This is a genomic window from Shewanella psychropiezotolerans, assembly GCF_007197555.1.
GTDB lineage: Bacteria > Pseudomonadota > Gammaproteobacteria > Enterobacterales > Shewanellaceae > Shewanella > Shewanella psychropiezotolerans.
The window spans coordinates 3,360,886-3,385,887 of sequence record NZ_CP041614.1; the positions used below are offsets into that span (position 1 = coordinate 3,360,886).

The window sequence follows — 25,002 nt, forward strand, 5'->3', positions numbered from 1 at the left end:
TCACTACTCCTGGTCTAAACGACCCACCAAGGAAAGTTCAAAGTTAGCACCCATATATTTGAAATGCGGACGAACCGACATGGTGACCTGATACCAACCCGGCTCACCTTGTACGTCCATCACTTCGATCTTAGCCGCGCGCAGTGGACGTCGACTTCTGACTTCTGCTGGTGGATTTTCCTGATCGGCGACAAACTGTTTCAACCAAGTATTCAGTTCACGTTCAAGATCTTGACGCTCTTTCCATGAACCTATCTGTTCCCTTTGTAGCACCTTGATATAATGCGCTAAACGGTTGATGATCATCATGTAAGGGATCTGAGTACCTAACTTATAGTTAGTTTCGGCTTCCTTACCTTCCTTGGTATTAGGGAATACCTTCGGCTTCTGGATCGAGTTTGCCGAGAAGAAAGCAGCATTGTCACTACCTTTACGCATGGTTAAGCTGATAAAGCCTTCATCGGCTAATTCGAACTCTTTGCGGTCTGTGATCAAGACTTCCGTTGGAATTTTTGCCTGCAAGGACCCCATAGACTCGAACACATGCACAGGCAAGTCCTCGACTGCGCCGCCACTTTGCGGACCTATGATGTTCGGGCACCAGCGATATTTAGCGAAGCTCTCTGTCAGACGTGTGGCCAATGCAAAGGCCGTGTTACCCCAAAGGTAATCTTCATGACTCTCGCTGACATCCTCACGGTAATTAAAAGAGCCGATAGGATTATCGATAGGATCATATGGCACACGCAGCAAGAAGCGAGGCGCAGTTAACCCAAGATACCTGGCATCTTCAGATTCTCTCAATGAACGCCATTTAGTGTATTTAGGGCTCTCGAAAGTAGACTTAAGATCTTTTAGGTTAGGCAATTCTTCGAATGAATCTATACCGAAGAACTCAGGTGCAACCGAAGAGAGAAACGGTGCATGTGCCATGGCACCAATCGCCCCAACATATTGCAGCAACTTCATGTCTTGTGATGAAGGCGTAAAGGCGTAGTTAGCTACAATGGCAGCGATGGGCTCGCCACCAAATTGACCATATCCCGATGAATACACATGTTTATAGAGGCCAGACTGCACTGTTTCCGGTGCAAACTCAAAATCATCCAGTAACTCATCCTTAGTCACATGCAGGAGTTCAAGCTTGATGTTTTCTCTGAAATCGGTTCTATCGATCAACAGCTTAAGATTTCTCCATGAAGACTCCATCTGCTGCACAGTCTCATTATGAAGCACAGCGTCCATCTGACTACTGATCTTCTTATCCAACTCGACTAACATCTTATCGACAAGAGCTTTATTAACCGGCTCACTGCTATCACGACTGGCAATCACATTGCTGATGAATGCTGCCACGCCTTTCTTTGCAATATCATAGCCTTCATCGACGGGGTTATCTTAGTTTGAGCTAATACTTCATCCAGTAAATTAGCACCGAGAGCCTGGTTGCTTTCAACCGCTTTATCCATAGATTCCATGAATTTTATTCCTTAAATGGATCGTCGAATGACGAGATCTATTTATCCCTTCACTCGTATAAAATCTGAGTAAATAATACTGCTTGTATTAACTGTCTAGATTTTGAAGTTCGGCCAATAATTGCTCCCGAGAATCTTTGGTCTCAATGAGCTCTTGCAGCTTAGTTCTAAATGAAGGGATATTACCCAGAGGCCCTTTGAGGGCGACTAAGGCCTCTCTCAATTCGATAAGCTTTTTAATTTCCGGAATTTGTTCCGCAATAGAATCGGGAGAAAAATCTTTTAAAGAAGTGAAGTTTAATTCGATATCCAGCTCATCAGCTTCGTTATCTGTCAATTTATTGGCAACTGTAGCCTTAATTGACAGCTCACTTTCTTTCATAACAGATTCGAAATTAGTTTTATTGATTGAAACGGATTTTCTTTCTTCGAGCTGGGTATCTTCGGGGTGTCCTTTAAAGTCACCGATGATTAACATCTTCAGCGGAAGTTCCATTTCTGCCTGTTGATCGCCCGTTGCAGGGACATATTTGATATTGATACGCTCTTTAGGCGCAACTGTGCCATCTTTTGCCATGTTAAATCTCCATATACGGCTATAATAGGCTAAAACCTATTCCAATTAATTATATATTTACTACAAAAAAATATGTTTCTTAAGGGTACCCCCTCTTTTTACCTATTGACTTTCTAATTAAGATGGATTCTAGAGTTAAAATTAATCAAGTAAATTGAATCAGCTGATTTTAACTAACAAATTTATAATCGCAAGAGAATAATTCACACACATTAATTCAACCAGGTTGCAATTTTGTAAACCAATATAAGTGGAACGAATGTTCCAGATAATAGTGAAACAGATTAAAAGCCCGTGCTAATCACTCATAAACAATAACTTACATTATGGTTACCAGAGTAACAAAAAGTCGATTCAGACTGATTTAACGATACAAACAAATACATTTACTCGGTATTTTTTATTAAAAATAATTATCTTTTATAATATTTATGAATAATAAGCATAAAGGTAAAGCTCATATTTCATTCGAAAGTTGAATTTTGACAACCGCTAATTGATATGTCCGATTATATAGATAATTATCTTAACGAGAGATCTTAGATTAATCTTGTAAGCCTTTGCCCATTGCTGTTCTAAGATAATATGCTGTATAAAATTAAAACTTCGATAATCAGATATTGATTTCGATGCCTAAATTTTTTGACGTAGAAGAATAGAGTAAAATCTCTATTCAAATTTTTGGGGATGGAAAATGGTATTAGCGGCTTTCATTCAATCGAAACTTGGACAGATGAAGCTTGATGAAATAAAGCTAAAGAGCTGCACTCTTTTAGAGAGTGCAGCCAACAAGGATAAATTAATGAAAGTAGCAATTTTTCATGATTCTAACGAGTATAAATAAATAGTGTCTTATCTTTTCCTACTGCCAGGTAAAGCTTTGGGTAAAGCGTTATTACAATATGGATCGTGCTCTGCGTTATCTTTCACGTTCTGATCGACATACTTATAAAATCCCTCTTTAACCCGAGTCCATATCCCCTGTGAAAGGTCTGCTCCCTGCGCTTGAATTAACCTTTCAAACAGGTCCAGATCACAATGACTAGCATCGTAGGCCATTTTTAATGTCCTTGCAGACTCATCATATGAAACACTGTCGATACCGATAATCAGATCAATACTAGCGACTAGTTTGTTTTTGTTATCTGGTGTGATCCCTTCAAGCTTTAAATATCTGACGACTAAATTGGCCTCTTTTACGCCAAATCTATGGTCTAAATCAGTCATAACCTTCCCTCGATTTCAATATAAACAGAATTGAATGCTGTAATAAAATTCTGTTTATTCACTAGATAGCTGTGTTTAGTTAGCCTATTCAGACTAACACTCAGGTATGAAGAGATAGTGATGTCGATCAAATTATGGTCGATAAATGGGCGCCCTGTAGACAAGTTAAAAACTTACACGTTTAGTGTTAATAAAACCAAACGCAGCAATCGAATAAAACATCAGCATTTACATTGAGTAAGCCGACATTTAGTCGGCAATAAAATAGCCATGAATTACGACATACAAATTTACACAATGAGCATGTAACATCGACACAGATCATTTAACATATATAAGTCAAAAAAAGTCTTTCGCCAATGTATTAATTTGGACTAGCCATAGTAAGGCTGTTCTACAAAAATATAAAAATCCAAGCTTCAACAAGAGGAAGTGTTCGTGGCTACAAAAAAACAAATTATTTTGCCTATTGTCGTATTATCCCTCGGGATCGGTGGTTTCTTTGCTATATCAGCACTGAAACAGCCTCCCCAAGAGAAGGAAGCGATAGACAATACGCCTTTAGTTGCCGTTAAACAGGTTGAATTCAACCCTATGACCTTTACCGTCAGCTCCTACGGCGTGGTCAACGCCAAGTATGAAACGGAATTGGTTTCTCAAGTTAACGGCGAGATCATTTACCTGTCAGAAAGCTTCGTTCGTGGAGGATTCGTGAAGAAAGGCGACATTCTCGCGAAAATAGATCTCAGTGATTACGATGCCGATCTCATCGATGCCGAAGCCAACCTGGCCTCAGCAAGAGCCACTTTAGTGCAGGAAAAAGCTTACGGCAAGGTAGCCGAAGAGGAGTGGAAACGCATTAAAGATGGCGTCCCCTCGGAGTTGAGCCTGCGTAAACCACAGCTCGCCCAAGAGATAGCCAAGCTTAAATCCACCGAAGCAGGCCTTAAACGTGCACTTCGCAACGTCGAACGTACTGTGATCAAGGCGCCTTATGATGCCCTCATAGAAAGTCGAACCATAGGATTAGGTTCCTATGTCAGCATGGGAACTCCCCTTGGCAAGGTGTTAAGTACCCATAAGGCCGAGATTCGTTTGCCTTTGGCAGATAAAGACATCCAATACCTAATCAATAAAGGTAAGCATGCACAAGTGACTCTCGTTGCCGACCTAGGTGGCAAGCAGCAAGAGTGGACTGGCATCATAGTGCGTAGCGAAGGAGTTATCGATAAACTCAGCCGTATGACTTACCTGGTCGCCGAAGTCATCGACCCTTATGGTTTAGCGTCAAAAAAGAGTGAACTCAGGTTTGGTACCTATGTTACTGCCAACATTGCAGGCACTCAGGCCGGAAATGTAACCGTACTGCCGAGACACTTAGTCGTCAACGGACAAATTGCAGTACTCAATGATGACAAGAAACTCACCTATAAAACCGTCAACATCATCCGTCAATTCGGTGCAGAAGTGGTGATCTCCGAAGGTCTCGAACAAGGAATGAATGTGATCACCTCCGCGCTCGATTATCCAGTCGAAGGCATGCAGCTTGCCCTACCGGAAGACAAACTGCAGCAAGACGATGGCTCCGAAGAGTCTAAGACGAAACTCGCCATGGAAGAGAAGGAATAGTCCATGTCAGACACTAATCAAACATCTGCGCCTTCGGCTGGCGAGCAAGAAACACAAACTGGCATCATAGCCTGGTTTGCTCGCAACAGTGTCGCGGCTAACCTCTTGATGCTCATTATCATCTTAGGTGGTCTCTTGACCGCCGACACCATACGTAAACAGTTTTTCCCTCAGATTGAGATCAACTGGGTCGAGTTTAATGCCTTCTATCCCGGCGCTGCGCCTCAAGAAGTAGAGGAAGGCATCACCATAAAAGTTGAAGAGGCGCTGGAGAGTGTTCAGGGGCTCAAACGTGTGATCACCTATTCTAACCGAAACTCGGCCACTGGTTATTTTCGTATAGAGGACTCTTACAATCCACAAATCGTACTCGACGAGATAAAATCTGCCATCGACTCCATATCCAGTTTCCCCGATGGCATGGAAAGGCCTAAGGTCGAGCGCATTAAATTGCGTCAGGAAGTGCTCTATATGAGTTTGTACGGTGATATGACGCCGAGACAACTCAAGGTACTAGGTGAAAAAATCCATGATGAGTTGATGCAACTTCCCTTGGTTAACATCACCGATTTCTACGGCGGTCTTGATTATGAGATAGCCATCGAAGTGAGTAGAGACAGGTTGCGAGAGTTTGGGCTCACGTTCAATGATGTAGCCGCAGCCGTTCGCGGCTTCTCCCGTAACATGTCAGCGGGTCAGATCCGCGCCGAGAACGGTTACATCAACCTTAGAATTCAAAATCAGGCCTACGTTGGTTACGAGTTCGAGAACCTGCCCTTAATCACCTTACAAGACGGTACCAATGTGCTCTTGGGAGATATCGCCACCGTCATTGACGGTTTCGAAGAGGGCATTCAATATTCGAAGTTTAACGGTAAAAACTCGGTCACTTTCTTTATCGGGGCCGCAAACGATCAAAGCATGACAGATGTAGCCGATATAGTTAAAGCCTATGTGGCTGAGAAACAGCAAGTGCTACCTGACGGGCTTAAGCTAGAGACTTGGGTAGACATGACCTATTATCTTGAAGGCCGTTTAGATCTCATGTTAGATAGCATGAAAACTGGTGCGGTGCTGGTTTTCCTTATGTTAGCCCTATTCCTGCGGGTGCGCCTGGCATTCTGGGTCATGATGGGTCTGCCGGTTTGTTTCCTCGGCACCCTACTCTTCATGCCTATGCCGATGCTCGATGTCACAGTGAACGTGATCAGCCTGTTTGCCTTCATCTTAGTACTGGGTATCGTGGTGGATGATGCCATCGTCATGGGTGAGAGTGCCCACGATGAATGTGAGAAAAATGGCCAGAGTCTGGAAAATGTCATCCGTGGTGTAAAACGTGTCGCTATGCCTGCAACATTCGGCGTACTGACCACCATAGCTGCATTTTTACCACTGACTCTTGATGACGGTCCCTCCTCTGCTTTCGGTAAAGCCATAGGCTATATCGTGATCTTGTGTCTGATATTTTCCTTGGTTGAGTCTAAGCTCATCTTGCCATCACATTTGGCCAGAATGAAACCTAGAACCAAGGTTAAACCTGGCTCTAAAAATCCTTTGGATTGGTTACGTAATGGCGTGAACTTTATTCAAGGCAAGGTCGATACGGGTCTACAGTATTTTATTCAGAATATATACCGCCCGGCGCTCACCAGTGCCGTTAAGTATCGCTATACGGTTATTATGCTGTTTATCAGTTTCATACTGATCTGTGCAGGGCTGTACGCCGGTGGCATGATCCGCTTCATCGGACAGCCCAAGATCCCCCATGATTTTCCTCGGGTGAACTTCGAGATGAACGTGGATGCCTCTGAGAAAGCTACCCTTTCTGCGGCACTGGCTATCGAGAAGGCCATCTATGATGTAGATAAGCGGCTGGAAGAGCAATATGGTCAAGGCATGATCTCAGACATGCAGGTCGATCTTAAGGGACGTACTTCGGCAGAAGTCATGACCAAGCTGGTGGATCCCGAGCTTAGGCCCTTAGATACCTTCGAGCTTGCTGAGCTATGGCGTCAAGCCATGCCTCTCATACCGGGAATGAAGTCATTCGAGATTCAGGATAACTTGTTCGGTGGTGGTCGTGACGATGGTGACATCAGTTTCCGCCTGGAAGGAAAAGATGAGCAACAATTGATTGCCGCCTCGAATGAACTCAAGGCTAAGCTTAACTCGCTCAAAGGTGTCGGTGATGTCAACGACAGTCGTCAATCCAGTGCTAAAGAGGTACAGTTTAAACTCAAGCCTCAGGCCTATGGTCTGGGTCTCACCTTGGCCGACATAGCCTCTCAGGTAGGTAACAGCTTCTATGGCTTGGAAGCCCAGCGTATCTTGAGACATGGCTCTGAGATAAAGGTGATGCTGCGCTATCCCGAAAGAGAGCGTAACTCCATTGCTCAGGTCAGCGAAGTATTGATTGTCACCCCAGAAGGTGCCGAAGTTCCCCTTTCAGAAGTGGTCAATATCACAGTCACTCAAGGGGTCAATGGCATTCGCCGTGAAAACGGTAACCGTACCATTAATGTCTGGGCCTCTGTGGATGCCGATCAAGCCGAGCCCTTCAAACTGGCTCAGGACATTCGTGATAACTTTATGCCTCAGCTGCTAAAGAAATATCCGCGTGTACAAAGTGAAGTATCGGGAAATATCCAGGAGCAGATGGACAGCGCTAAGACTCAGTTAAGAGACTTTATCATCTCCATGTTGATCATCTATAGCCTGTTGGCCATCCCACTGAAGTCATACTCCCAACCCATAATGATCATGGCTGTTATCCCCTTCGGCGTCATAGGCTCAGTGCTCGGCCATATGATCATGGGAATCGACTTAAGCGCCCTTTCCCTATTCGGTATTATTGCTGCTGCCGGTGTTGTAGTGAACGATTCACTGGTGATGGTGGATTACATCAACAAGTCCCGAGAGGTGGGAATTGCGATGAAGACGGCGGTACTTGAGGCGGGTTGCAGACGTTTCAGAGCCATCATGTTGACCTCGCTGACCACCTTTATCGGCTTGATGCCCATCATGACAGAAACCAGCATGCAAGCTAAGATGGTGATCCCTATGGCAACCTCCCTCGCCTTCGGTGTCCTGTTTGCCACTGTGGTCACCCTGATGCTGATCCCATGCTTGTATCTCGCTATCGAAGATATTAAAAAGCTAGTCGGCAGCAAGTCACGTGTTCAGCATGACGATGATCACGCCATGGAACCAGAGCTGATAAAATAGGCCTTAGATTGATGTTCGCTCAATAAAATGCCGCTCGACATTTCGAGCGGCATTTTTATATTCCTGATTTCACAGACCTATTATTTGTCAGAAATGAAAAACCCGCCAAAAGCGGGTTTAATCTTGTCTAACTAGCGCTGCAATAATGCGCCAGCAAAAACTAGTTCATGTAACGAGACTCGAAAATCGCGATGAGTTCGCCCTTATCACTCTTCACTGTCAGTGCTTCACCATTGACGCTGTAGCTGGCAAACTCGCCGATAGATTTAAGGAATGCTTGTTCCTGATCCATGCCTTGCATACACATCTTACGTGTACCCGCTACCGGCCCCATGGTTAACTTACCTTGATTCGCCTCGAAAGCGCCAGTGAAGTTATTACAACCAGAAAAACCCTTGATGACATTTTTCTCAGCTACGAACTGGATAAAAAGTTCTTTCTCACCAGCACCCAATTTTGCAGGATTATCTCCCAAACTCATCAGTTTCCAATAAGTATTGGTAAACTCGGCATTGGCTTTTTTATCCGACTCCGCTGTCTTTGCACGAGCGACTCGGTCCAGTTTAATCTCGATAGGCTTGGTCTGGCCCTCGGCAAAAGGATCTATGCTGGTGGTCGATGTAAACACTAAGCTGTCTTCGACTTTTATCGTCGCACGCAGGCTATATCTGTGTTTATCTTGTATCTTACTGGCATCGTATTCGATACTCACGGCGTAAGGAGGTGTACCGATATCTTTTAAGGACTGACTCGCGATCAGATCTGAAGCAACATCAGCTTTTGAGATATCTTCCAGTGTCACCTCGAGTACTGCATTAGGTGGCAACATTCTGCGGTCTAAATAGATAACATTGATATCCAGAGTTTTCATTGCGGTTACCTCAGCTGTGACTTGTTTTTCAGCTGTCACTGTATCTTGGGTCTGAGTCGTAGAACCACTATCGCATGCCTGTAAGACAAAGGCTGAAAGCAATACCGAAGAGGCTAAGGCGAGTTTGTTCATTCTAAACTTCATTGAGTAATTCCTTTTATATACCGCTACAGGATGAACACACGTCATTCTGTAAAAACTAGACATTGGACTAGTTGAAACGAGATAACAAGAAAATATAGCCAAAAGTAGAGTAAATTAACAATATAATAGCCTTTAAAAACTTATAGTTATATGACCAGTAACAGATGTTAATCTTTTTAACTTGTTGCGTATTATTTTTGTGGCACCTCTATAACGTCAGAAAGTGGCAATCAATTGTTAGCATGAATCGATTTAAACTGATGAGACTAGGTATTGTTAACAGCAAGGATTTAAACAAAAGGAAAATGATAGAAAATTTCTATAAGGAGTTTTTCTGAATCTGACGGAGAGATAGCCGAGTTAAACAATAGGAACAAAGGAGTCATAAACGAAAAGCCCCAACATTTCTGCTGGGCTTTATCTGACTCTTTGTTCGAAACGAATGCGGTGAGATAGCGGACCTGAACAATAGGAACCCTAGGGTTCAATCACCATTTTATAAATAGCAAAAAGGCCGCTTATTAAAGCGGTCTTTTCTAAATGTGGCGGAGAGATAGGGATTTGAACCCTAGATGGGCTATAAACCCATGCCGGTTTTCAAGACCGGTGCATTCGACCACTCTGCCATCTCTCCGAACGCCGCGAATAATATAGTGACACCTCAGTCTTGTAAAGGCCTCAAATGCACATTTTCATCATAAGAAGGCCTAAACCTGATTGAACGGTCAATATTGGCGCTATTTGGCTATTTTATATCAACTTTTATCCGTTTTATCAGTGTTTAGCGCAATACGCGCAGGATCAGGGGTGACAAAGTGTGCTTTCACCTGTGACCAGGAGTTCTGTTTTCTCAACCAATAGCCTCCAAGTACTCCAATTGCACAGGCAAGTATTCCCCATCCGATTGCGACTTCACCAAGAGCAGCCCAGATAGCGACTAAACTTGAGGCACCGAAGGCGATACCTATCTGTAAGAAGTTTTGCAGACCTGCCGCTTTCGCCGCATTATCGGTAAACTCTTGTAGCGCATTATTGACGACTATCGGGTAGATTGCGCCGTTTGCAGCCGCTAAAGCCGAGAAAGAAATTAACAGAGGTAGCAAGGTATCAACAGAAAAGACCAGTGTGCTGGCCACAATGGCTAATACACATAGGGCAAATACCGTGAGTAGAACTGAGAGTGTTTTTTCAGTCCCTATTTTCCTTATTAATATTTTACTGGCATAACCACCAACGATAAACATAACCGTCTGTGGAATAAAGCTCAGTCCAATCTCCTTGGTAGCGAATCCATGTTGCTCCATGACAATTGGCCACACGGTTAGATAGGCAAAGAATGCACCGGAGCAAGCTCCGAAGATGATCACGTTCCCCAAGTATTTGGTATTATTTAGCAGACCCCAATTAGAAATAGCGCGAGTCTGACTTGCCTTATGCTTTTCAATTGCTTCTTTGGGCACAAATATTAGTGTCATTAACATAAGAAAGGCGGCCAGCCCAGTTAAAATCATGAAAATACTTTGCCACCCCGTGCTTTCTAATACTAATGCACCTAATAAGGGGGCTAAAGCCGGTGAAAGCGCCACTAGAGGCATGATATTCGAAAATACCCGCTGAGCCTTGGCTGCATCGTATTTTTCTATGACGATAGCTTGCCAGATCACCCCAGCGCTACAAGCTCCTATGGCTTGAAAGAAGCGTGACACATTAAAAGCGAATACTGTTTCACTCGATGCTATTGAGAAACTGGCAGCCGCAAAAATGGCTAAACCGACTAACAAGGAATTACGCTTGCCAATACGTAGGACTAATGGACCATACAATAGTTGACCAATGGCCAAACCGGCGAGAAAACTCGTGAGTGTGCTGGCAACTTGCGCTGGCGATGCCTGCATGGTGTTTTCAATCGCTTTAAACGCAGGAAGATACATATCGGTGGCAATAAAACCTAGCATGCTGAGCAAAGCTAAGTAAGATAGAAAAAAGAAGTACTTGGTATTATTTACTGAATTCATAAAATATTACTACTAATAAAAACTAAAGATAATTACATTGGCTGCGCAGTCTAATCACTTGCAATATTGAAGTGAAACGTTTAATTTTGATATCAGCCTTCAAAAAAAATCACAGCAAGGAAATGCGGGTATGCTTTCTGAACAATCACTGCAATTGATCGATATGGTCGCACGGGTAGGTAGTTTTACCGCCGCGGCAAATAAACTGCACAAGGTACCTTCGGCTGTCAGCTATGCGGTAAAACAGGTAGAAGAAGAATTAGGCGTCACTTTATTTGAACGCCATCATCGTAGTGTCAGCTTAACCTTAGCGGGTGAACATTTCGTTAAACAGACTCGTATTCTATTAACAAACATGGCCTCGATGAAAGATGATACAAAACGTATCGCTAATGGTTGGCAACCTACATTATCTATTGCCTTCGATAATATTGTCCGTGCAGACAAGATCAGTGTACTCATCGCCGATTTTTATCGACAATTCACCAATGTTGAACTCATCATTCGTATCGAAGTATTCAATGGAGTCTGGGAGTCCATCGCTAATGGTCGCAGTGATATCGCCATTGGTGCAACTACAGCGATTCCTGTCGGTGGCGAATATCACTTCAGGGATATGGGCGAAATACAATGGGCCTTTTTAGTCAGTAAGCATCACCCATTGGCTAAGATCGATCGACCATTAGCCGATGATGAGCTACGTCAATACCCTTCTATTTGTCTTGAAGATACGTCTCGTGAAATTCCTAAACGCATGACCTGGTTGTTAAATAACCAGCGTCGCTTAGTGGTCCCGGATTGGATAAGAGCAATAAACTGTTTCCGTGAAGGTCTGGGCATAGGTTATATGCCACTGCACTTTGCCGAACCATTTATCAAAACCGGCTCTTTAATACTCAAAGATTTAGAGCAACCTAGGACCCCAAGCCCATGTTGCCTTGCTTGGAATGGCGCAAATAAGTCTCCAGCCATGTCTTGGGTACTCGAATATTTAGGCGATAGTGAAAAATTACACAATGATTGGTTTCTATAAATAAGGCAAATCACGCATTATTCGCCACTTGAGGAGGTAAAATGTACTTTGTGACTTTAACCCCCTATCAAGCTAAGGTATGATTCAATAACTTGCAAACATGTATAAGGGTTAATCAGAGAATATGGAACTCTTTGACTGAACCATCATCTAATTACAGGCATCAAGTACAACACTCGATTTTAAGGGTCACTGGAGAGATTTATGACGCAACAGACAATGTATTCAACAGGAGCTTCCACACTGGAAGTGAATAAGCTTCTAAAAAACACCTATATGCTACTTTCAATGACATTAGCTTTCTCTGCCGTATGTGCAGGATTAGCCATGGCATTAGCCATTAGCCCCATGATGTCCCTCGGACTATCGATTGGTAGCTTAATCTTGTTATTTGTCACTTTGAGAAAAGCCGACACAGGTGCTGGCCTTTTTTGGGTATTTGCCTTCACTGGCATGCAAGGTGCGTCTCTTGGCTACATCCTGAACCATTATGCGGGTATGGCAAACGGTCCTCAGTTGATCATGCAGGCTTTAGGCTTAACTTCAGTGGTTTTTATCACTCTTTCTGGATACGCCATTACCACTAAGAAAGATTTCTCCTTTATGCGTGGTTTCTTGATTGCCGGCCTTGTTATCGCAATCGTCGCGGGTATCGCAAATATCTTCATCGGTAGCGGTGTGGTATTCATGGCACTGAATGCGGGTATTGCCTTACTGATGACTGGCTTCATCCTTTATGATACTAGCCGTATCGTAAACGGTGGTGAGACCAACTACATACGTGCAACTGTCGCCCTGTACTTAGATTTCATCAACTTGTTCATTGCCCTTCTTCACCTGATGGGCATTGGTGGTAATGACGATTAATCACATCTGGCAATGTGTTTATCGATAAAGAAATAACACGTTTCAGTTTGCGTTAATGCGTTATAATGGCCCCTTATTGGGGCTATTTTTTTGCCCTTCTTAAAGTAATTTTAATCGTTACAGCTATTTTTAAGTATAACCATGAGCAAATTTATCATTCAGGTCAATGGCGCAGCCTATTCAAGTTCTGCCAGTTATAACGCCTACCAATTTTCAAAATCCGCCCTCGAATCGGGTCACGAGATCATCCGTGTCTTCTTTTATCAAGATGGCGTCTTCAATACGAGTGGCCTCAATAGCCCGGCATCGGACGAGTTCGACCTGACGCGAGCATGGGTTAGCCTATCGGAGAAATACCGGCTCGATTTGGTTAACTGTATCTCTGCCGCGTTAAGGCGAGGCATCATCTCTGAAACTGAAGCCAAAGAAAACCAGGTTTCCCATTGGAACATGCAAGCTCCCTTCACTATGGGTGGCCTAGGTGAACTCGTCACAGGTTTAGAAAGCGCTGATCGATTGGTGAGTTTTTAATGAAGAAGCTAACGATTATTTTTCGCCGCGCCCCCCACGGCACGCCTCATGGCAGAGAAGCGCTGGATCTCGCCTTACTCAGTGCCAGTTTCGAACAAGAAGTCAGCTTAATTTTTGTCGATGAAGGTGTACTCCATCTCATCCCGGAGCAGCAACCTGAAATCGCGGGGGCAAAGGATTATATCTCGACTTTCGGGGCTCTCGATCTTTATGATATAGAAACCGTATTGGCTTGTCGCGAGTCACTGCAGCGTTTCGGGCTGGCCAATAATGAGTTAACCATCTCAGTAGAAAGGGTCACGAGTAAAAATATAACAGAGCAGTTACAGGCAGCAGACGAGGTTTTAGTTTTCTAATGATCTTACACCATATACAAACTTCACCGAATCAAGACAATGCATTAAGCTGTGCCGTTAACTATGCGGGTCAAGCTGACAGCTTTTTACTCTCAGGCAATGGAGTTTATGCCCTCTTAGAAGATAAATGGCAGCAGGCGCTGCAAGATAAACGGCTCTTCCTGCTTAAAAGCGACGTACAGGCCCGTGGCCTCACTAGGCAACTCGTCGAGTATCCATGTATCGACCATAACGAATTTGTACAACAAGCGTTAATTCATAAGAAGGTGATCACTTGGTGAACCACATAGATTATCAAGACAAGAAAATAGAGACAGACCATCAAGGCTACCTTAAGCAGGTCAGTGATTGGAATCAAGAGATAGCTGAGATCATCGCCCAAGGTGAGGATATTGAGCTCACAGCAGCACACTGGGAAGTGATTTTATTCGTACGTGACTTCTACTTAGAGTTTAAGACCAGCCCGGCGATTCGTGTATTGGTCAAAGCCATCGGCCAGAAGCTAGGTGCAGATAAAGGCAATTCCAAATACCTGTACACCCTATTCCCCATTGGACCAGCGAAACAAGCGACGAAGATAGCGGGTCTACCAAAACCTGCAAAATGTCTCTAATTACATCTTAGATTTGATATTGATATTGATATGACCCAGATTAATCGGCTAGGATTATGTTCAGCAACTGCCCCTAGCCTCATTCCCTACCCATTAAAAAACCTCTAGCGAACTTGCTCAGCTCTATAGAGGTTTAAATATCAATAAGTTAGGTAATATTCTTCAGGATAATTAACGCGGCTTCCCCAAAGGTAGCGAACATTATCCCGCCAAAAGCACAGATGATCACCACATAGCTAAGCCACTGAAAGTAGCGCCTATCACTATCCATTTGCTATTTCCTGTTTTGTCTTGTTCTTCTGATTTTTAAAACAGTTGTGGCTCCGCTCTTCCCATGTACCTAGGACAGTCTTAATGACATAAGCGAAGCCATAGCTAATATTAGCCTATTTTTTTGAGTCCATTCATATACGGACGTAACATTTCGGGTACTGTGATGCTTCCATCTTCGTTTTGATAGTTCTCAAGCACAGCCACTAGTGTACGACCTACCGCCAGACCAGAACCATTTAACGTGTGCAGTAATGCAGGTTTCTTAGCAGATTTTGCCTTGTAACGAGCTTGCATACGACGGGCCTGGAAATCTTGCATGTTGCTACAAGATGAGATCTCTCTATAGGTATTCTGAGCCGGTAACCAGACTTCGATATCGTAGGTCTTGCTCGCGCCAAAGCCCATATCACCGGTACAGAGAATAACGGTGCGGTATGGAAGATCTAACTTTTGCAGTACCGTCTCGGCATGACCGGTTAATGCATCTAGCGCTGCCATCGAATCTTCAGGCTTAACCAGCTGAACTAGCTCTACTTTATCAAATTGGTGCTGACGAATAAGACCACGAGTGTCACGGCCATATGAACCCGCCTCACTTCTGAAACACGGAGTATGAGCCGTGAGCTTAACTGGCAGCTCATCTTCGTCTATGATGGTGTCACGAGCCATGTTCGTCAGTGGTACTTCTGCCGTCGGGATAAGGCTGAGGCCCTGTCCTTCTTCAGTAGCAGGTTTAGTGTGGAACAGGTCTTCACCAAATTTCGGTAATTGCCCCGTGCCTAGCAAGCTGTCTTCGTTAACAAGAAGCGGCACATATGCCTCGGTATAACCGTGCTCATCGGTGTGCAGATCTAACATGAACTGAGCCAGGGCTCGATGCATGCGGGCAATTTGCCCCTTCATGATGATAAAACGAGAACCCGTTAATTTAACAGCATTTTTAAAATCTAAGCCACCGAGTGCTTCACCAAGATCGACATGATCTTTAACTTCAAAGTTAAATTCTTTAGGTGTGCCCCAGCGACGAACTTCGACGTTCTCACTCTCATCGGCACCCAAAGGCGCTGACTCATCCGGTAAATTTGGCACGCTCATCGCAATGGCGCTCAGTTCTGCTAATAACGCTGACAACTCAGATTTTTTTGCATCCAACTCGGTACCAAGATCGCCAACTTTAGCCATGATAGGCGCAACATCTTCACCCTTTGCTTTCGCCTGACCGATAGACTTGGAAATTGCGTTACGGGACGCTTGCAGCTCTTCGGTCGCCATCTGCAATGACTTACGCTTTTCCTCTAACTTACTGAGACGCTCAACATCCAGAATAAAACCTCGGGTGGCCAGACGCTCAGCCGTGACTTCTAATTCGTTACGCAAAAATTTTGGATCTAACATGTTTTATATTCTTAATAGTTAAATGCGAGAAAAAACCAACTGCTGCCCCAAATAGACCATGAATATACACAGGCTAAGGTTCAGAGTGATATTAAAAAATGCCTTTAGCCAAGCACCACTCTGAATGAGTAACAGAGTTTCGTTGGAAAAAGTTGAAAAAGTGGTGAGTGCGCCTAATAGGCCAACACCAACCATAGCTTTAATTTCAGGACTGACTTCACTGACCTGACCCAAGGCATAAATAATGCCCATCATAAAGGAGCCCAGAATATTGACTAACAGTGTACCAAAAGGAAATGCAGAGCCAAATAGCTGAACCATGAAAATTGAGATCAGATAACGAAAAACTGCACCAATCGATCCCCCCAAAGCAACAAATAGAATATTATTCATACCGTTTAACCTCACTGTCTTTGTCGAGCTGTGCAAGATGCTCTAATTTGGCCTTGATCCGCTTCTCGAAGCCATGTTCCGTTGGGTAATAAAACCGACTCTGAGCCAGTCTTTGAGGAAAATAATTCTCTCCACTGGCATAAGCGTTAGGTTCATCATGGGCATAGCGGTAACCCTCACCATAACCAAGATCTTGCATCAACTGAGTCGGTGCGTTACGCAGATGCTCAGGCACTGCATCTTGACCCGTTTCTCGCGCCAGTTGACGGGCGGCCTTGAACGCAGTGTAAACCGCGTTACTCTTGGGTGCGCTGGCGAGATAAACGATGGCTTGTGCCAACGCGCGCTCACCTTCTGATGGACCCACGCGATGAAAACATTCCCATGCATTGAGCGCGACGGTCATGGCTACTGGATCGGCGTTGCCTATATCTTCAGAGGCAATTGCAAGTAGCCTACGTGCAATATAGAGAGGATCGCAGCCCCCTTCTAACATTCGGCAGAACCAGTAAAGCGCCGCATCAGGCGCCGAGCCACGAATCGACTTATGTACGGCAGAGATAAGATCGTAGAACTGATCGCCATTCTTATCGAACCCCGCCAGCTGTTGACCAGCGACTTCGATGATCATCTGTTCGCTGAATGACTCACCATCGGCGATCATGTCGCTCATCAATTCAATTAAGTTAAGGGCTTTACGTGCATCACCATCACACACATTGGCCAGCTTTTCGGCCACCGCATCGGGTATCTTGAGCTGCCTTTTACCAAGACCACGCTCATCATCAGTTAATGCCTGCCTGACAATTTGAATTATCTCATCATTAGTCAGTCTCTTAATCAGATAGACCCGCGCCCGGGATAATAGGGCATTGTTAATCTCGAATGAGGGGTTTTCTGTGGTCGCGCCGACAAAAATGACCGTTCCATCTTCGATAAAGGGCAAGAAGGCATCTTGCTGGCTCTTATTAAACCTGTGTACTTCATCGACAAAGAGTAAGGTTCTTTGACCACGAGACTCTGAGACATTTTTAGCATGTTCAATCGCCGTGCGGATCTCCTTCACACCGGACGTTACCGCTGAAATACGTTCAACATGAGCATTGGCATAATGGGCAACGAGTTCAGCCAGCGTTGTTTTTCCCGTCCCCGGCGGCCCCCAAAACAACATCGAATGAGCGCGCCCGGCTTCAAGTGCTTTACGAAGTGGCTTCCCCTCACCTAACAGATGAGATTGACCTATGTATTGTTCCAACACTTCGGGCCGCATACGTGCGGCCAAAGGTCTGAAATCTGGGGCGAAATCGAAACTAAAACTGGACACTTATCTCTCTTAGCTGTTAATTAACGGCATTTAAGCGTTGATCGTCGATATCAACATCTTCAGGCAGGGTAAACTTAAACAATGACTTCTCTGCTTCAGTGATAGATGTCTGATCAGATAGCTGAAATGAACTCACATTACCCTGCTGATCTTCTAGCACCATCTGAGTCAAGGTATTGTCTTTGAAGCAAACTTGTACCGACTCGACACCCGCATCGACACTCTTAGGTTTTATATCGAAACAATCACCTTTCAAGGTCACCGAATACTTCGCCCAGGTATCTTCGTCTCTATGAACGAGCAGGGCTATGGGGACGCGGTGATCGCTTGATTAAGATCCATCACTGAGACCTGCTCTGCAAATGGATTATAGATCCACACATCTGTGCCATCGGCGACAATCAGCGACTCGTCAGGTTCAGTAAGATGCCAATAGAACTGATTCGGGTAGGCTAAAGCAAACACGCCACTGCCTTTTTGGATCTCTTTATTATTGATGTCCGTCACGACCTGACTAAAGTTTGCCTTAAGTGTGGCCACTTCTTCTAGCTTCGCTCGAAGTGCAGATGATTCATCCGCAACGGCGAGATGTGATGCCATCAAGGGCAGTGCCATTACCAATAAGGTTACTCTTTTTCTCATGATCTTTCCTTATAACAAATTCTGTTATCACCTTAGGCCAAAGTTAAAGCTTAACTAACCAAAGATTCATTAATAGGTTCTAGGCGGAGGTGGCGCCAGCACCTCACGATTACCATTGTGTCCCTGAGAACTGACCACTCCCTGAGCCTCCATATGCTCAATGATACGCGCAGCGCGGTTGTAACCTATCTTAAACTTACGCTGTACACTTGAAATCGACCCTCTGCGCGTTTCCGTAACGAAGGCAACGGCTTCATCATAAAGTGCATCGGTATCATCATCTGACTCGCTGGTCTCACCAGGTAGCAGCACCTGCTCGCCTTCGACAGAACCATTTATAATATCATCGATATATTGAGGCTTGCCTCGGTTATGCCAATCTGCGACGACCGCGTGAACCTCATGATCGTCGATAAAAGCCCCATGAACTCGAATGGGTACACTGGTTCCCGGAGGAAGGTACAACATGTCACCCATACCCAGTAACGTTTCTGCGCCCTGTTGATCTAAAATGGTACGAGAATCAATTCGACTAGACACCTGAAACGCCATTCGGGTTGGGATGTTTGCCTTAATAAGACCGGTGATCACATCCACCGAAGGTCTCTGGGTTGCGAGAATTAAATGGATCCCTGCGGCACGCGCCTTCTGAGCAATACGTGCTATTAGCTCTTCAACCTTCTTGCCGACAATCATCATCATGTCTGCAAATTCATCCACTATGACCACAATTGAAGGTAATTTTTCTAGTTCTGGTGCCTCAGGCTCCATGCTATCCGATGATTTCCACAGAGGATCAAATATCGGAGTACCCGCAGCTTTAGCATCTTTAATTTTTGCGTTATAGCCTTTGAGGTTTCGTACGCCCAAGGCAGACATCAGCTTATATCTGCGCTCCATCTCGCCCACACACCAACGCAAGGAGTTAGCCGCATCTTTCATGTCGGTAACGACTTCACACAACAAATGCGGAATACCTTCGTAAACTGAAAGCTCCAACATCTTAGGATCGATCATGATAAAACGTACATCATCGGGGCCAGATTTATACAGCAGGCTAGTGATCATCACGTTGACGCCGACAGATTTACCAGAGCCTGTAGTACCTGCAACCAGCAGGTGTGGCATCTTACCTAGATCTACGACCACAGGGTCACCGGCGATGTCTTGACCCAGTACCATACTCAGATGTGATTCATTTTCTGAAAATTCTTTACTATCGAGTACATCCCGCATGAACACAGTTTCACGGAACTTGTTAGGCAACTCCAGTCCTACGTAGGCTTTCCCTGGGATAACCTCGACAACTCGAACGCTCTCTGCGAGTAATGAACGGGCCAAATCTTTCGATAAATTAGTGATTTTAGAAGCCTTAACACCCGGCGCTAAATCAAGTTCGAAACGTGTTACCACGGGACCGGGGAAGATGCCCATCACTTTGGCGATAATATTAAAATCGGCAAGCTTAGCCTCAACCAAGGCGCCGACCTGCTCTAACTCTTCACGGCTGATGGGGTTCGTCTTTCTGTTAGGCACATCGAGTAGTGAGATGCACGGCAACGGCGTGATCGGCTTCTTAGCGTGTTCTAAATTTTGACCCGGTAATACCACGATACCATCGACAATTTTTGCCAACTCTTGACCCTGAGGCTTTACGGTATTTTGCCCTTGAGCCTGAGTCACTGCGCCAGTGGAAGCCTTAGTATCAAAATCTATCGTGTCTGTATCTATGCTAGCGTCTACATTTGGCATCTCAATGACAAGCTCGGCATCCTTGGCTTTACTCTGTGTCGCTGCTTCGACTCTGGTTTCTTTAATGTGAATACTCGGCTCATTTTGATCTTTATAATCAAGCTCATCATTCCACTCTACACGCTCATCTCTCTGAGCACGTTTCTCTTTAAACTTATCAAACACAGACATGAAGCCTCGAGTATCTTCGGTTTCAGACGCACGTCTGCTAAAGCGCTCGGGTAATCCACGTAATAGCTTAAAAATCCAGATGGCACTGAGCCCGGTAAGATCGATAACCGTAAGCCAGCTGATCCCTGTTAAGAGCGTGAAACCTGCACCGACGAAGCAAAGCAGTAAGAGTGTTGTGCCTAACTGATTGAAATAAGGCAACATGGCGTCACGGATCACATCTCCGGAAACCCCACCGGCAGAATAAACATAGATATCATTGACGTTCATGCTGCCTAAAGCCGCTAAGCTGAACACGATCAGCAAAAAGCCAATAAGTCTGAGTCCCACTGAGAAATAATCTATTTCTAATAACTTATGGGTACGTTTAAACAGCAGCCAACCCGTCAATGCTACGATAATAGGAATGATATAGGCGGTATATCCGAAGAAGTAGAACAAGACATCCGCCATCCAAGCACCTACGGCACCAGTGACATTCTGAATATCACCTTCAAAGTTAGACTGGCTCCAGCCAGGATCTGAAGAGTCAAAACTGCTGAGTGATAGAAGAATATATGTTGCCAGCATGCAGCATAGGATGAGGCTCCCCTCTAAAATTCGCTGCACTCCGCTGAGTGTTTTAACACTATTTCCCTTAGCCAAATGAAAACCCATAAAAAGATAAAGACAGGTGAGCTTAAGATATCAAATATGACAGGTGTTTGCAGCGATTAAGCCTAGTTAAAGGCATTATCTTTATGATAATTAATACTAGTGAACATTTTATGCTCAAAATAAAAAAAGGAGCCATGATTGGCTCCTTTTTTGGAAACGTAACGACCAAATCTACAAAGTTTCGGCAGTAACGTTGATTGCAACTTTATTGGTTTGCTTAACTTCTTCCATCACTACGTAAGTACGAGTGTCAGAAACAGATGGCAACTTGAGTAAAGTTTCGCCTAATAAGCGACGATAAGCCGACATATCTGATACACGTGTTTTCAACAAGTAGTCGAAATCGCCAGACACTAGATGACATTCTTGAATGTCGTCCAACAACTGAACTGCACGATTGAATTTATCAAATACTTCAGCACTATCACGATTCAGTGTAATTTCCACAAACACCAGCAATGAAGCACCCAAGAAATGGGGGTTCACTAATGCGGTATATCCATTGATATACCCCTGCTTCTCAAGTCTTTTAACTCTCTCAAGGCAAGGTGTGGGGCTTAAACCTACTCGTTTAGACAGCTCTACATTAGAAATGCGTCCGTCTGTCTGTAACTCATTAAGTATGTTTCGATCTATACGATCTAAGTCTTTTATAGGACTCTTTTTATTATTAAGCATATTTTTAACCTTGCTTTATCACTAAAACAACATTTATCACTACGTATGTCAAAAGTTCAGCAGCATAAACTGCTGAAGTAATACTATACTAGATTTTCCTGAAACAATCACGTTCAGGACACGACAAAATAACAATTAAACCCATATAACATGGGTTTTTATGCAGATTGAGGCTCGAAGATGATAATTGGTGTACCTAAAGAAATCAAAAACCACGAGTATCGTGTTGGTATGGTCCCTTCTAGTGTGCGTGAATTGACTATTAAAGGTCATGAAGTATTCATTGAAACTAACGCCGGTAACGGAATTGGTTTTACAGATCAAGATTATATCGATGTTGGGGCATCGATTTTAGGCACTGCTGCAGAAGTATTTGCCAAGTCTGAGATGATAGTTAAGGTGAAAGAACCACAAGCTGTAGAACGTGCTATGTTACGTGAAGATCAGCTGCTATTTACCTACTTACACTTGGCACCAGATCTTCCCCAAACTGAAGACTTAATCAAAAGTGGATCAGTTTGTATCGCTTATGAAACAGTCACCGATGACCGTGGCGGCCTTCCCTTACTGGCGCCAATGTCAGAAGTCGCTGGTCGTATGTCTATCCAAGCTGGTGCTATGGCGCTAGAGAAATCTATGGGCGGCCGTGGCATGTTACTTGGCGGCGTACCGGGTGTTGAGCCTGCTAAAGTCGTTATCATCGGCGGTGGTATGGTTGGTACCAACGCGGCGCAGATGGCTGTTGGCCTTGGTGCCGATGTCGTTATCTTAGACCGTAGCATAGAAGCACTTCGTCGCCTCAATGCCCAGTTTGATAATCGCGTTAAAGCCATCTACTCCACTGCTGATGCCATCGAAAAGCATGTATTGGAAGCCGATCTTGTCATTGGTGGTGTACTGGTTCCTGGCGCGGCGGCGCCTAAACTTGTGACTAAAGAACATATCGCTAAGATGAAGCCAGGCTCTGCTATCGTCGATGTTGCCATCGACCAAGGTGGTTGTATCGAGACATCACATGCGACCACGCATCAAGATCCAACGTATATCGTAGATGATGTGGTTCATTACTGTGTGGCGAACATGCCTGGCGCCGTGGCACGTACTTCAACGTTTGCACTTAACAATGCCACATTACCGTACATCATTAAGCTAGCCGATCTTGGTTATAGAAAAGCCCTACTCCAGGATAAGCACCTACTTAATGGCCTAAACGTCATGCATGGCAAGGTCACCTGTAAAGAGGTCGCCGAAGCATTAAATCTTGAGTTCGTCGAGCCAAAGATCTTACTCAACTAATTCACCAGAATAAGTTTGTGATACTAAAGGGAGCCTAGGCTCCCTTTTTCGATTAGCACAATCTAAAAGAATCGTCATACAAGACTTTACCCCATGTAGGAAATTCCATACAATCGCAGCAATTTGCTAAAAAGCACGGAGAAAAGAATGAGTCAAGTTAGACACTGTGAACTGTTGATTTTAGGTTCAGGCCCAGCGGGCTACACTGCTGCTGTATATGCCGCTCGCGCAAACCTGAAGCCAGTTTTAATAACAGGTATACAGCAAGGCGGTCAACTTACCACCACAACAGAAGTTGAAAACTGGCCAGGCGATGCAGATGATCTCACTGGTCCGGCATTAATGGAGCGTATGCAGAAGCACGCAGAAAAATTTGATACTGAAATCATTTTTGACCACATTAACGAAGTTAACCTAGATGTTCGTCCATTTCAATTAAAGGGCGAAAACGGTGAGTTCACTTGTGATGCACTTATCATCTCAACAGGCGCTTCAGCCATGTACCTTGGTTTAAATTCTGAAGAAGCATTCAAGGGTAAAGGTGTTTCAGCCTGTGCAACCTGTGATGGTTTCTTCTATCGCAACCAAAAAGTTGCCGTTGTCGGCGGCGGTAATACCGCTGTAGAAGAAGCACTTTACCTCAGTAATATCGCCTCTGAAGTTCACCTGATACATCGCCGAGATACATTCCGCAGTGAAAAAATCTTAACCAAGCGCCTCATGGATAAGGTTGAAAACGGCAACATTATTCTTCACTTAGACAACACATTAGATGAAGTTGTTGGCGATCAGATGGGCGTAACTGGTCTTAAGATGAAGAGCACGAAAGATGGTGCTATCAAAGAACTTGAATTAATGGGCGTTTTCATTGCCATCGGTCACAGCCCAAATACTGGCATGTTCGAAGGTCAATTAGACATGAGCCATGGCTACATCAAGGTACAAAGTGGTTTGAATGGCAACGCTACTCAAACAAGCATCGAAGGTGTTTTTGCTGCAGGTGACGTGATGGATCAGCACTACCGTCAAGCTATCACTTCGGCTGGCACAGGTTGTATGGCAGCACTTGACGCCGAACGTTACTTAGACGCACTCAAGTAACCTGCGTTATTTCACATGATAATTTATAAATAGTAGGCTATTGCCTACTATTTTTTTGCCTGTTATTTGATACCGATACTCTCAATGAGTAAATTACAGGCATAAAAAAAGGGACCAAAAGGTCCCTTTAATCAAGATGAATCAACTAATTACTTAGCTAATGCGTCTTTTGCTCTCTCAACCAAAGTTGTAAATACAACTTTGTCGAATACAGCGATGTCAGCTAGGATCTTACGATCGATTTCAATAGAGGCTTTTTTCAAACCATTAATGAAACGGCTGTAAGACAGACCATTTTGACGAGCTGCCGCATTGATACGTGCAATCCAAAGTTGACGGAATTGACGTTTCTTCTGACGACGGTCACGGTAGGCATATTGACCAGCTTTAGTTACTGCTTGCTTAGCAACACGGTAAGTACGTGAGCGAGCTCCGTAATAACCTTTGGCTAATTTTAGTACTTTCTTGTGACGAGCACGAGCGGTTACACCACGCTTAACTCTAGGCATTGTTTATTGCTCCTTTATTAAGCGTATGGTAGTTGACGTGCAATTGCTGGCATGTCGGCTTTGCTAACTAAACATTTAGCACGTAAGTGACGTTTACGCTTAGTGCTTTTCTTGGTCAAGATGTGACGTAAATGAGCTTGCTTACGTTTGAAACCATTAGCGGTTTTCTTAAAACGCTTCGCTACACCCTTGTCAGTTTTCATTTTAGGCATTGCTAAAACTCCGCATTGGGATATTAATAAAAC

General features: G+C 44.3%; 25 protein-coding genes, 1 tRNA gene and 1 pseudogene. 11 read left to right on the plus strand and 16 right to left on the minus strand.

Annotated elements, in window-relative coordinates; genetic code table 11:
* Positions 1 to 3 precede the first annotated feature (3 nt).
* The 3 genes from tssC to tssB all read right to left on the minus strand — a co-directional run bounded on the left by tssC (position 4) and on the right by tssB (position 2,055).
* The gene (gene tssC / locus FM037_RS14850; RefSeq protein ID WP_229380900.1) at positions 4 to 1,356 is read right to left on the minus strand and encodes a type VI secretion system contractile sheath large subunit; all 1,353 of its coding nucleotides are present in this window, start codon (positions 1,354 to 1,356) and stop codon (positions 4 to 6) included.
* Positions 1,332 to 1,478, minus strand: a complete 147-nt coding sequence (locus FM037_RS30555) for a hypothetical protein (protein ID WP_229380901.1) — start codon at positions 1,476 to 1,478, stop codon at positions 1,332 to 1,334. The genes tssC and FM037_RS30555 overlap by 25 nt, the downstream gene beginning before the upstream one ends.
* Before the next feature lie 88 nt (positions 1,479 to 1,566).
* Positions 1,567 to 2,055 (minus strand): type VI secretion system contractile sheath small subunit, encoded by a 489-nt coding sequence (tssB, locus tag FM037_RS14855; protein ID WP_144046639.1) that lies wholly within the window; start codon positions 2,053 to 2,055, stop codon positions 1,567 to 1,569.
* Between the two features lie 694 nt (positions 2,056 to 2,749).
* Between tssB and FM037_RS28565 the strand changes: the two genes are divergently transcribed.
* On the plus strand, positions 2,750 to 2,899 hold the full coding sequence (locus FM037_RS28565; RefSeq protein ID WP_185976831.1) for a hypothetical protein: 150 nt from the start codon (positions 2,750 to 2,752) through the stop codon (positions 2,897 to 2,899).
* A gap of 8 nt (positions 2,900 to 2,907) precedes the next feature.
* On the opposite strand, the gene FM037_RS14860 is transcribed toward FM037_RS28565, so the two are convergent.
* Positions 2,908 to 3,282, minus strand: a complete 375-nt coding sequence (locus FM037_RS14860) for a cation transporter (protein WP_144046640.1) — start codon at positions 3,280 to 3,282, stop codon at positions 2,908 to 2,910.
* A gap of 438 nt (positions 3,283 to 3,720) precedes the next feature.
* Between FM037_RS14860 and FM037_RS14865 the strand changes: the two genes are divergently transcribed.
* Together FM037_RS14865 and FM037_RS14870 are read left to right on the plus strand one after the other, a co-directional pair.
* Positions 3,721 to 4,911 (plus strand): efflux RND transporter periplasmic adaptor subunit, encoded by a 1,191-nt coding sequence (locus FM037_RS14865; protein WP_144046641.1) that lies wholly within the window; start codon positions 3,721 to 3,723, stop codon positions 4,909 to 4,911.
* Positions 4,912 to 4,914: 3 nt separating this feature from the next.
* Complete coding sequence (locus tag FM037_RS14870; RefSeq protein ID WP_144046642.1) at positions 4,915 to 8,136, plus strand: efflux RND transporter permease subunit; 3,222 nt, start codon at positions 4,915 to 4,917, stop codon at positions 8,134 to 8,136.
* A 160-nt stretch (positions 8,137 to 8,296) separates the two neighbouring features.
* Here the strand turns inward: FM037_RS14870 and FM037_RS14875 are convergent, their stop codons facing one another.
* From FM037_RS14875 to punC, 3 genes are all read right to left on the minus strand, one after another.
* The gene (locus FM037_RS14875) at positions 8,297 to 9,151 is read right to left on the minus strand and encodes an META domain-containing protein (RefSeq protein ID WP_144046643.1); all 855 of its coding nucleotides are present in this window, start codon (positions 9,149 to 9,151) and stop codon (positions 8,297 to 8,299) included.
* A gap of 543 nt (positions 9,152 to 9,694) precedes the next feature.
* Positions 9,695 to 9,785: transfer RNA gene (locus FM037_RS14880), tRNA-Ser, on the minus strand.
* A gap of 121 nt (positions 9,786 to 9,906) precedes the next feature.
* Positions 9,907 to 11,166 carry a purine nucleoside transporter PunC gene (gene punC, locus FM037_RS14885; protein ID WP_144046644.1) on the minus strand — a complete coding sequence of 420 codons (1,260 nt, stop codon included), beginning with the start codon at positions 11,164 to 11,166 and terminating at the stop codon, positions 9,907 to 9,909.
* Between the two features lie 130 nt (positions 11,167 to 11,296).
* Between punC and punR the strand changes: the two genes are divergently transcribed.
* The 6 genes from punR to FM037_RS14915 all read left to right on the plus strand — a co-directional run bounded on the left by punR (position 11,297) and on the right by FM037_RS14915 (position 14,566).
* On the plus strand, positions 11,297 to 12,199 hold the full coding sequence (punR, locus tag FM037_RS14890) for a DNA-binding transcriptional activator PunR (RefSeq protein WP_144046645.1): 903 nt from the start codon (positions 11,297 to 11,299) through the stop codon (positions 12,197 to 12,199).
* A gap of 204 nt (positions 12,200 to 12,403) precedes the next feature.
* On the plus strand, positions 12,404 to 13,066 hold the full coding sequence (locus FM037_RS14895) for a Bax inhibitor-1/YccA family protein (RefSeq protein ID WP_144046646.1): 663 nt from the start codon (positions 12,404 to 12,406) through the stop codon (positions 13,064 to 13,066).
* A 141-nt stretch (positions 13,067 to 13,207) separates the two neighbouring features.
* Positions 13,208 to 13,597: a sulfurtransferase complex subunit TusD gene (gene tusD, locus FM037_RS14900; protein ID WP_144046647.1), complete on the plus strand. Its 390-nt coding sequence runs from the start codon at positions 13,208 to 13,210 to the stop codon at positions 13,595 to 13,597.
* Positions 13,597 to 13,953: a sulfurtransferase complex subunit TusC gene (tusC, locus tag FM037_RS14905; RefSeq protein WP_144046648.1), complete on the plus strand. Its 357-nt coding sequence runs from the start codon at positions 13,597 to 13,599 to the stop codon at positions 13,951 to 13,953. Before tusD ends, tusC begins: the two co-directional genes overlap by 1 nt.
* A complete protein-coding gene (tusB, locus tag FM037_RS14910) occupies positions 13,953 to 14,234 on the plus strand; it encodes a sulfurtransferase complex subunit TusB (RefSeq protein ID WP_144046649.1) in 282 nt (93 codons plus the stop codon). The genes tusC and tusB overlap by 1 nt, the downstream gene beginning before the upstream one ends.
* Entirely contained in the window at positions 14,231 to 14,566 is a 336-nt protein-coding gene (locus FM037_RS14915) for a TusE/DsrC/DsvC family sulfur relay protein (RefSeq protein ID WP_144046650.1), read from the plus strand. The genes tusB and FM037_RS14915 overlap by 4 nt, the downstream gene beginning before the upstream one ends.
* 148 nt (positions 14,567 to 14,714) lie before the next feature.
* On the opposite strand, the gene FM037_RS29980 is transcribed toward FM037_RS14915, so the two are convergent.
* From FM037_RS29980 to lrp, 7 genes and pseudogenes are all read right to left on the minus strand, one after another.
* Entirely contained in the window at positions 14,715 to 14,837 is a 123-nt protein-coding gene (locus FM037_RS29980; protein WP_265575336.1) for a hypothetical protein, read from the minus strand.
* A gap of 110 nt (positions 14,838 to 14,947) precedes the next feature.
* The gene (serS, locus tag FM037_RS14920; protein WP_144046651.1) at positions 14,948 to 16,234 is read right to left on the minus strand and encodes a serine--tRNA ligase; all 1,287 of its coding nucleotides are present in this window, start codon (positions 16,232 to 16,234) and stop codon (positions 14,948 to 14,950) included.
* A gap of 18 nt (positions 16,235 to 16,252) precedes the next feature.
* Positions 16,253 to 16,627 (minus strand): fluoride efflux transporter CrcB, encoded by a 375-nt coding sequence (gene crcB / locus FM037_RS14925; RefSeq protein WP_144046652.1) that lies wholly within the window; start codon positions 16,625 to 16,627, stop codon positions 16,253 to 16,255.
* Positions 16,620 to 17,951 carry a replication-associated recombination protein A gene (locus FM037_RS14930; protein WP_144046653.1) on the minus strand — a complete coding sequence of 444 codons (1,332 nt, stop codon included), beginning with the start codon at positions 17,949 to 17,951 and terminating at the stop codon, positions 16,620 to 16,622. Before FM037_RS14930 ends, crcB begins: the two co-directional genes overlap by 8 nt.
* Positions 17,952 to 17,967: 16 nt before the next feature.
* Positions 17,968 to 18,593: pseudogene (gene lolA / locus FM037_RS14935) on the minus strand (outer membrane lipoprotein chaperone LolA).
* A gap of 69 nt (positions 18,594 to 18,662) precedes the next feature.
* Positions 18,663 to 21,161: a DNA translocase FtsK gene (locus tag FM037_RS14940; protein ID WP_144046654.1), complete on the minus strand. Its 2,499-nt coding sequence runs from the start codon at positions 21,159 to 21,161 to the stop codon at positions 18,663 to 18,665.
* Between the two features lie 183 nt (positions 21,162 to 21,344).
* Positions 21,345 to 21,851, minus strand: a complete 507-nt coding sequence (lrp, locus tag FM037_RS14945) for a leucine-responsive transcriptional regulator Lrp (protein WP_144046655.1) — start codon at positions 21,849 to 21,851, stop codon at positions 21,345 to 21,347.
* A 180-nt stretch (positions 21,852 to 22,031) separates the two neighbouring features.
* Here lrp and ald point away from each other — a divergent pair, with 180 nt between their 5' ends.
* Both ald and trxB read left to right on the plus strand, forming a co-directional pair.
* The gene (gene ald / locus FM037_RS14950) at positions 22,032 to 23,147 is read left to right on the plus strand and encodes an alanine dehydrogenase (protein WP_144046656.1); all 1,116 of its coding nucleotides are present in this window, start codon (positions 22,032 to 22,034) and stop codon (positions 23,145 to 23,147) included.
* A gap of 147 nt (positions 23,148 to 23,294) precedes the next feature.
* Complete coding sequence (gene trxB, locus FM037_RS14955) at positions 23,295 to 24,248, plus strand: thioredoxin-disulfide reductase (protein WP_144046657.1); 954 nt, start codon at positions 23,295 to 23,297, stop codon at positions 24,246 to 24,248.
* Between the two features lie 149 nt (positions 24,249 to 24,397).
* Here trxB and rplT read toward each other — a convergent pair whose 3' ends face one another.
* Both rplT and rpmI read right to left on the minus strand, forming a co-directional pair.
* Positions 24,398 to 24,757 carry a 50S ribosomal protein L20 gene (gene rplT, locus FM037_RS14960; protein WP_144046658.1) on the minus strand — a complete coding sequence of 120 codons (360 nt, stop codon included), beginning with the start codon at positions 24,755 to 24,757 and terminating at the stop codon, positions 24,398 to 24,400.
* A gap of 17 nt (positions 24,758 to 24,774) precedes the next feature.
* Complete coding sequence (rpmI, locus tag FM037_RS14965) at positions 24,775 to 24,969, minus strand: 50S ribosomal protein L35 (protein ID WP_005503401.1); 195 nt, start codon at positions 24,967 to 24,969, stop codon at positions 24,775 to 24,777.
* Positions 24,970 to 25,002: the final 33 nt, after the last annotated feature.